Annotated in this window: 8 protein-coding genes, 1 tRNA gene and 1 rRNA gene; 4 read left to right on the forward strand and 6 right to left on the reverse strand. The window is 64.5% G+C overall.

What is annotated here, in order from left to right; translation table 11 throughout:
- Positions 1–2: 2 nt before the first annotated feature.
- Positions 3–1,799, forward strand: a complete 1,797-nt coding sequence (pknB, locus tag CW348_RS09940; protein WP_011293483.1) for a Stk1 family PASTA domain-containing Ser/Thr kinase — start codon at positions 3–5, stop codon at positions 1,797–1,799.
- 159 nt (positions 1,800–1,958) lie between these two features.
- The gene (locus CW348_RS09945) at positions 1,959–2,216 is read left to right on the forward strand and encodes a cell division protein CrgA (protein ID WP_038042970.1); all 258 of its coding nucleotides are present in this window, start codon (positions 1,959–1,961) and stop codon (positions 2,214–2,216) included.
- A gap of 198 nt (positions 2,217–2,414) precedes the next feature.
- On the opposite strand, the gene CW348_RS09950 is transcribed toward CW348_RS09945, so the two are convergent.
- Together CW348_RS09950 and CW348_RS09955 are read right to left on the reverse strand one after the other, a co-directional pair.
- Positions 2,415–3,131, reverse strand: a complete 717-nt coding sequence (locus CW348_RS09950; RefSeq protein WP_338010685.1) for a rhomboid family intramembrane serine protease — start codon at positions 3,129–3,131, stop codon at positions 2,415–2,417.
- Positions 3,132–3,321: 190 nt separating this feature from the next.
- Positions 3,322–3,846 (reverse strand): peptidylprolyl isomerase, encoded by a 525-nt coding sequence (locus CW348_RS09955; RefSeq protein WP_011293486.1) that lies wholly within the window; start codon positions 3,844–3,846, stop codon positions 3,322–3,324.
- 263 nt (positions 3,847–4,109) lie between these two features.
- Between CW348_RS09955 and CW348_RS09960 the strand changes: the two genes are divergently transcribed.
- Complete coding sequence (locus CW348_RS09960) at positions 4,110–4,673, forward strand: hypothetical protein (protein WP_104613132.1); 564 nt, start codon at positions 4,110–4,112, stop codon at positions 4,671–4,673.
- A 68-nt stretch (positions 4,674–4,741) separates the two neighbouring features.
- Here the strand turns inward: CW348_RS09960 and CW348_RS09965 are convergent, their stop codons facing one another.
- The 3 genes from CW348_RS09965 to CW348_RS09975 form a co-directional block, all read right to left on the reverse strand.
- Positions 4,742–5,302 (reverse strand): DUF1707 and DUF4870 domain-containing protein, encoded by a 561-nt coding sequence (locus tag CW348_RS09965; RefSeq protein ID WP_011293488.1) that lies wholly within the window; start codon positions 5,300–5,302, stop codon positions 4,742–4,744.
- A 629-nt stretch (positions 5,303–5,931) separates the two neighbouring features.
- A tRNA-Ala gene (locus tag CW348_RS09970) sits at positions 5,932–6,004 on the reverse strand.
- Positions 6,005–6,145: 141 nt separating this feature from the next.
- Positions 6,146–6,268, reverse strand: coding sequence for a DLW-39 family protein (locus CW348_RS09975; protein WP_218016133.1), 123 nt, complete (start codon positions 6,266–6,268; stop codon positions 6,146–6,148).
- Between the two features lie 903 nt (positions 6,269–7,171).
- Between CW348_RS09975 and CW348_RS09980 the strand changes: the two genes are divergently transcribed.
- Complete coding sequence (locus tag CW348_RS09980) at positions 7,172–7,480, forward strand: hypothetical protein (protein ID WP_011293491.1); 309 nt, start codon at positions 7,172–7,174, stop codon at positions 7,478–7,480.
- Between the two features lie 670 nt (positions 7,481–8,150).
- Here the strand turns inward: CW348_RS09980 and rrf are convergent.
- Positions 8,151–8,266 (reverse strand): 5S ribosomal RNA (gene rrf / locus CW348_RS09985).
- Positions 8,267–8,274: the final 8 nt, after the last annotated feature.

Genomic DNA, 8,274 nt, shown 5'->3' on the forward strand with positions numbered 1-8,274 from the left:
ACATGTCTCAGCCACGGCTCCTTGGTGGCCGCTACCAACTTGAGGCCCCCGTTGGGCGGGGTGGCATGGCCGAGGTCTTCCGTGCCCGTGACCTCCGTCTCGACCGGCTGGTGGCCGTCAAGACCCTGCGCTCAGACCTCGCCCGGGACCCCACCTTCCAGGCCCGCTTCCGCAGGGAGGCGCAATCCGCTGCCTCTCTGAACCACCCGTCGATCATCGCTGTGTACGACACCGGCGAGGACGTGATCGACGGCGTACCCATCCCGTACATCGTCATGGAGTACGTGGACGGGCGCACCCTCAAGGAGCTGCTCGAGGACAACCGGCGTCTGCTGCCCGAGCGGACGCTGGAGATCACCGACGGCATCCTCCGAGCCCTGGCGGCGGCCCATGCCCGAGGCATCGTGCACCGCGACATCAAACCGGCCAACGTCATGCTGACCCGGCAGGCCGAGGTCAAGGTCATGGACTTCGGCATCGCCCGGGCCATGAACGACGCCCAGGCCACGATGACGCAGACCTCACAGGTCATCGGCACCGCCCAGTACCTCTCCCCGGAGCAGGCACGCGGTGAGCGCGTCGACGTCCGCAGCGACATCTACTCCACCGGCTGCGTGCTGTACGAGCTGCTGACCGGCCGTCCGCCGTTCGTGGGCGACTCTCCGGTGTCTATCGCCTACCAGCACGTGCGGGAGGAGCCGATCCCGCCGACGGAGCTGGACCCGGAGATCCCGGAGTGGATCGAAGCGATCGTGCTGCGCGCAATGGCCAAGGACCGCGAGCAGCGCTACCAGACTGCGGAGGAGATGCGCGCCGACATCCAGCGCGGCCTCCAAGGCATGCCGACCGCGGCCAGCACGATGGCGCTCTCCGCGGCGAACGACGGGGCGACGACCGCGCTTCCCCCCACCCGGGACGACGGCTACGACGATTACGACGACTACCCGTACGACGACGAGGACCGTCGCCGCGGCAGCGGAAACAAGGTGCTGTGGGTGCTTTTGGGGACCGCAGTGCTGGCGGCCGCCGCGTTCCTCGGCTGGCTGCTGTTCAACCCGGGTACCGACAACATCACGATCCCCAACGTGGCGGGCATGTCGGTGGAGGAGGCCACCGAGACGCTGCAGGAGAAAGGCTTCGAGAACATCGAAGTCGCCGACGAGCCGACCCCGAGCAACGAGATTGAAGAGGGAAAGGTGGTCGGCACCGACCCGGAGATCGGGGAGACAGTCCCGCCGGACACGGAGATCACCATTCTCATCTCCGGTGGACCGGAGATGATTGAAATGCCTGACCTGGTGGGGATGAGCCAGGCGGACGCGCTCGGGGAGATCAACCGGGCCGGCCTGGCACGCGGCGAGATCACCCACCAAGAGTCTGACGAGCCGCAAGGCACCGTGCTGTCCACCGACCCCAAGGCGGGGACCGAGGTGGAGCCGGGGACCAAGGTCAACCTGGTGGTCGCCAAGGCCAGCACCAAGGTCGAGGTGCCGAGCCTCGCCGGCATGAACGAGGACCAGGCCCGGGAACGGCTCGCCGAGCTGGGTCTGACCCTCGAGGCGCAGACCCAGGAGACCAGCGACGCGACCCCGGGGACCGCGATCGCCCAGTCTCCGCAGGCGGGCACCAAGGTGGAGCGCGGCACCACGGTCACGGTGACCTTCGCCAAGGAACCGCAGCGACCGGAGCCGCCGACCCCGCCGGATCCGGGCTCGCCGGGCGACGAGACTCCCTTCCCACCGTTCCCGCCGGACATGGAGGAATGGAACCCGTTCAGCAGGCGCGGTGAGGGAGACTGACCACTGACGCCGGGGGCCGTACGATCCGCGGATCGTACGGCCCCCACCAGCGTCGATAACGGTCCGTCGTGAGAAGTATTCGCCCGCACGTCCGGTTGTGCCGTAGACTGCGTACCGTCTCGGAGTATCTTTCGATCACCTGTATTTGGAGCAGCGACCGTGCCCAAGTCTCGCGTTCGCAAGAAGAAGGCTGTTTACACGCCACCCCCGACGGCTCCCCAGCCGAAGATCGGCGGGCGCTGGGTGCTCCCGGTCATGCTGACGTTCTTCGTCCTGGGCATCCTGTGGATCGGGACCTACTACATCATCGGCAACTTCATCCCGGTCTCGTTCCTGGAGAAGCAGCCCAACTGGAACCTGGCTATCGGGTTCAGCGGCATCATCATGGCGCTGATCGTCTCCACACGCTGGCGTTGATTGTCCACAGGACATAAGTGGCGCTGTTTTCCCAGCTCAGCAGGGATATTGTGAGCTTTATCCACAACTTATTCACAAGGTTATCCACAGAGTTATCCACAGGCTGGTTCCAGCGCCACCACACGGATTTCCCGGCAGCACAGCCGGCATAGCAGGCCACACCGTCGCAAAGACGAACCCCAGCCGGCGGCCCGCGCCTCACCCCAGCGACGCGATCGGTGCCACCGCTATCGCGACGCCCAGCAGCACCAGGTAGGCCACGGTGACCCCTCCGTGCCAGAGCGCGCGCTGCCACGGCTTGCTCTCCCTGCCCGCCTTCGGCGGAAGGTAGGCATACCCCAAGCCCAGCAGCAGACCGCTCACGAGACCGCCGATGTGCGCGGTCCAGGAAATCCCCGGCACCAGGAAGGTGATCAACAGGTTGGCGACAAGCAGGCCCAGGATGAACCGGGTGTCCAACCTGAGCCGCTTACCGAACACGAAGACCGCGCCGAACAGTCCGAAGATCGCCCCAGACGCCCCCACCGACATCACTGTCGGCTGCACCAGCAGTCCAAGCACCGACCCGCCGAGGGCGCTCACTCCCCACAGTGCCGCGTAACGCAGGTGGCCGAGCCACCGCTCCAACTGCGGCCCCAGCACGTACAGCGCGAACCCGTTGAACGCCAAGTGCATGAGGCCGCCGTGCAGGAACACCCCGGTGAGCAGGCGGTACCACTGGTGCCACGCCAGGACCGCCCCGCCCCACATCCCGAACTCGTAGACGAGCGGATCAGCGGTGGTGCCGAGCCGGACGAGACCGCCCGAGGACACGACCTGGGCCGCGAACACTGCACCGATCAGCCCCAGCAGCGCCCAGGTCACATAGGGCTTGGCGATGATCCTGCCCCCGAAGACGGTGCGCGCCTCTCGCACACTCCGGTTCCCCTCAGCGACGCATTCCACGCACTGGAACCCGACCGAGTCCTCCCGCATGCAGTCCGGGCAGATGTACCGGTTGCACCGGCGGCACCGGACATAGGTCTCGCGCCCCGGGTGTCGGTAGCAGACCGGGACCGCCTGGGACGTCGGTTCAGAACTGGGAGAGGCGCTCATACCGCTTCGCCTACCTACGTTCGATCGTGACGGACTCGAGGACGACCGGCTCCAAAGGCTTGTCCATCTGGTCGGTGGCGACCTCGGAGATCGCCACAGCCACCTCACTGCCTTCGACAACCTCACCGAAGATCGTGTGACGGCCGTTGAGCCAGTCGGTGGGCGTCACAGTGATGAAGAACTGGGAGCCGTTGCTGTTCGGGCCGGCGTTCGCCATCGCCAGCAGGTAAGGGCGGTCGAACTTCAACGACGGGTGGATCTCGTCGTTGAACTTGTATCCGGGGCCACCGCGTCCATTACCCAGCGGGTCGCCGCCCTGGATCATGAAGTCCTTGATGACCCGGTGAAACACCGTGCCGTCGTAGAGCTTGCTCGTCGTCGGCCGTCCCGTGCGGGGGTCCACCCACTGTTTGGTTCCCTCGGCGAGCCCGACGAAGTTCGCCACCGTCTCCGGCGCCTTGTCGGGGAAGAGCCTGACGACAATCGTGCCCTTGGTGGTGTTCAGCCGAGCGAAGAGCTCCTTGGTGTCGGACACCCGAATACCTTTCCGTTGCGGATGCTTACCCCTGACACGTTACCGCCCGTTCAGCTCCCCCATTACTGCCCCGTCCGGTCCGCCAGCGGAAAAAGAGACTTCAGACACGACCTTCAACACGTGATTGGCCACGATCAACCACGTATGTTGAGATAACACCCCGATAACGGGCGAGTCGAAAGCTTCGGGACTGACGTCTCAGGTATAGAACGTCCTGCTCGGGGGGAGGGCACCGAGCAGCCTGCGAACCAAAGGAGGACCACGTGTCGATCGTGTTGCAGCGTGGACAGACCAAGAAGGGAGCCGAGGAGGCCCTGAGCCGTCTACAGGAGGTAGCCCGGGAGCAGGCAGAACGGTTTGCCCCCTACGCCGCGCAAGCCAAAGAGGCCGCAGTCCAGCGCATTGAACAGGCCCGAGGGTGGACCGCTCCCCGGCTCCATAGCGCGGCCCAGCGCGTGGAGGACACCGTGGCTCCCCGCGTCGCCGAACTGCTGAGCACCGCCGCGCAGAAAGTGGACCCTGCCCCCGCCCCTCCGCGCCGTAAGCTGCCGCGCGCGCTCGTCTACGTCGGTGCCGGAGTCCTCGGCCTCGCCACCGTGTACGCCGTGCTGCGGCTGCGCCAGGCCGCCCAGGACGCCGAGTGGCACGCCCACCTGGAGAACGCCCGGGAGCAGGTGCGTCAGACCCGCCAGCAGCTCGCTGCGCGAGCCCGCCAGACCCGTGGAAAGCTCTGGGACAGCCCCGAAGCCGCTGAGACCGCAGCACCCCCCGAGGCTGCGGCCACCGGGTCCACCTCGAGCGAGTTGAACAGCCAGATCAAACAGTAACCACCGTCCCTGTGTCGTCCACGAACGCTGGGCCCCGCACGATGCGGGGCCCAGCGTTCGTACTGCCTTCACTGAAGCGGTGGCGTTTCTGGGGGGCGGGGATGCTCTTTGACGATGTCGATGGTGAGCGGATACTTCCAGTTGCTTCCGATCAGCGAGGCCACCCCACCGACCAGCGGGAGGAAGACCCACCCCAGGAACAAGAAAAGGTAGATGGGGATCGTGACGAGCAGGAAGATAGCGAACGGCGCCAGCACGGTGGCGATGAGCAAGTTCAGGTGGTAGTTGAGCGCTCGGATCGCCTGGGTACGCGCGTACGGGGAGCCGTTTTTGACCAGCATCACGATCAGCGGGCCCAGGACGGGGAGGAAGTACCCCGACAGGTGACCGCCTGCCGCCCAGAGACGCTCCTCCTTCGTCGGTTCCCCTTGCTGCACGGGGTGCGGGACTGCCGCTGAAGCGGGGGTAAGAGACAGGTCGGCGACCAGCGGCTGCAAGTCTCCCCGGGTTTTCGCTTTCATCGCCCGGCTCAACCGCTCGTCGAGCTCCTCCTCGTCGAGCTGTCCTTCCGCGTACGCATCCCGGAGCATTTCCGCGATGCGGTCACGTTCCGCATGGGTAACGCGCATCTGGGACGGCGGGACGGGGCGTCCCCCATAAGAGGGGATTGGAGGTGTCGGATTGCTCACGGCCACGTTCACTCCCTGCCGCGCTCTATGGGTGTCCTCTGGCTGTTCTTCCGCTGCGTGAAGTCTGTGTGTCTCTTTCTATCGTTCAGGGGATGCGGCACTCTGCGCCAGCGGGATTTCCCTGAAAATCCCCTGATACGCACTTCTGTCACCGGCGGCTCATCAGAAGTATCGCCTGTGGCCAACAGACGCACGCCCTCAAGGAAACGTTCCACGCGACGCCGCGGGTTCCGCACCGGGTCTTCGTCACAGGCGAGGACGAGCAGCCGCCTATCCCCGCTGTGCCGTTGGCGGCCGCGACTCGTCCCAGCGGGCAGGGGAGGACTGCTGCCCCGCGAAGACCCCGCGGATGGGCGGTGTCCACTCCCTTAGACGCTTGGAGCCGGCTCGGTGAGAGAGGAAGACCGCATACCCCCTGTAGGAGCACGTGGCTTGGCCAAGGCCGTGAAACGGGCAGAGGAGCGGCGCTGCTGGGCCTCACGCGCCCCTTGAGGGCACTGTGCCGAGGCCTAGACATGCGAAACGGAGACCTCCGGGGAGGTCTCCGTCCCAGTTCTGATCTGCTGCTGTGGAGCCAAGGGGAGTCGAACCCCTGACCTCCGGTATGCAAAACCGGCGCTCTGCCAGCTGAGCTATGGCCCCTCGGCACATACTCATTGTCGCATGTTTCTACAACAACGATTGAAGAGCATACCGCTCTTTCGCCTCGGGTGGGCAACCGGTGGTCCAACAACCGGAGGACAGCGCCAGGGTTCTGTCGGTGGAGTCCGGTGATGTCTCCGCTCAGCTCTCGTTAGCCGCCGTGGCCTCGGTCCAGAGGTCCAGCTCGGCGCGGTCAGCCTGGATCTTGCGGTAGATGGCGAACGCTCCGAGGGCCACCAGCACCAGGACGAGGATCTTCTTCACGTTCACGGTGAGGACCCCTTTACTTTCTTGTGGGATGTTGAGAACGAGACTTCACGCACAGCCCTAGGCCAGGCTGATGAGTCACAGCCGACAGGTCGGTCCCCGTCCACGGGTCCGCCAAACCGGGCCTAAGGCGTCTTTACAGCGCTTTATGGGTTGCTCTTCAGCAGCCTAGCAACCTCACAGCACTGTCACCTTGAATAGCGTACGGTGACGCGCCTGCCGCCACTCCTTGATTTTTTCATTATCGTCTTCGAAAGCCGGTAAACGAGACCGGGATTGCGACCGTCCCCTGGCCACACTAGGACACCAAATACCGGTTGACTCACATCTGGCTGCCGTGTCCTCCGGCTTTCCTCCCCGTCCATCACGGGATGCCCTGGTGTGCGGGCAGCCTGCCCCACGACGCAGCACAGCGGCGCTGCTCCGGCAGGAGTCGGAGTGCGGCCCGACGTCGTACTCGGCGAGCACCGGGCTCGCCTCCCCTGCTGTCCAGGCGTGGCTTCACGAGGGTTTCGGAGCCTCAGGCCTGTTCAAGCACCCGGCACTCTTCGGGAAGGCGCTCGTGGCCGACTCTGCCGGCCTGAGGCATGCCGCGTCCAGCCCCGCGGGCAAATCCTGAGACTTCCAGCGGTACACCGGCGGTTCCAAGCAGTGAAGCTGCAGGAAGGCTGCGCGGTTTTCCCCGGGAAATCACGCAAACTCTGACGCGATAAACCGGAATCGCTACGGTGAGCTACAGGCAATGCGTTCCCAGAAATATTCATCTTTGTGTCAGGGAACGTATTGGTTATGCTCGCCACTCTCTCCTTAGGGAGAAAGCGATGATTTCGATCTGAAGACCGCGTACGATGCGGTTGAGTCAGGAGGACATCGAAGCTTCCGTCCACTCATAGGAAACCGATGAATTACCCCATTGATGACGTCGAGCAGGTGATTGAGGCGACGGAGAGGGAGTTCCCCCCGTCTACGCGCTCCAGGCTGATTGCGAAGCTCCGCAAGGGGATTCACCTCGACGACGCCGCACGCGAATTGGGCACGACTCCACAACGCGTGTTCGCCGCGGCACGTGTCCTCCGCGAGTTCGGGGACCAACTCGACGCCACTCTCATGGCGGAACGTGACCCTGCTCTGCCGCACGGTACCGTCACCGGCTACAACAAGCGGTGCCGTTGCCCCGAGTGCCGTGCCGCCATCCAACGGCGGATGTGACCCTGCTTGAGCCCGTATTCGCAGGTCAGACCAGTAAATCCCGAGAATGAGATGAGATGTCCTAGAACGTCGCTCAGTTCTTTTTATTTTCTCAGCCAGACACATGCTTATTGATCTTGCATTCGGGGAACCGCGTCATCATGAACGAGCATGTGGACTGGGCTGCGATGAGCGATGAAGAGTTCATAGCGCTGGTGCGCCAGTTGCTCGAGGTGCCTGCGGGGGTGGATTCCGAAGAGGATTGACACCCCTTTCTTGGTTTGTGGTCGGTTCTTTTCCCGGGTCGCATCCATCGAAACGTTCCCCATAGAGACATGAGCGCCAGTTAGGGTGGCCCGTCTCTCGTTGAGGCCTGCGATTCCGGTTGGGGGGCAGACCGGTGGTTCGGGGATTCTCCACCGAGCTGGCTCGGAGACACTCGACAACCACCAGGCGTCCTGAACGCCGGCCTGGTCGAGCGTGGCGGCGGAACGGGAACAGATCCGTCCGCATGCGCAGGTTGACCTGTTGAGCCCTCGTCGCCCCAGTTTTCTTCCCAGGGGCCTGTGGCCGTGCAGCGACGGCGGAACTCCTGCCTCGTCCTGCAAGCCGAATTCTGTAGGTCCAGTATTCGTTTTAACGCAGAGAAAAGTGGGGGTGGAACGGTTGTTCCACCCCCACTCACACATGTGTACGGCGGTGTCCTACTCTCCCACCCCACCACAGGGCAGTACCATCGGCGCTGGGCGGCTTAACGACCGGGTTCGGAATGGGACCGGGTGGACCCCGCCCGCTATGACCGCCGTAACCCTCAC

The organism is Thermobifida sp. (genome assembly GCF_017577275.1).
GTDB classification, from domain to species: domain Bacteria; phylum Actinomycetota; class Actinomycetes; order Streptosporangiales; family Streptosporangiaceae; genus Thermobifida; species Thermobifida fusca.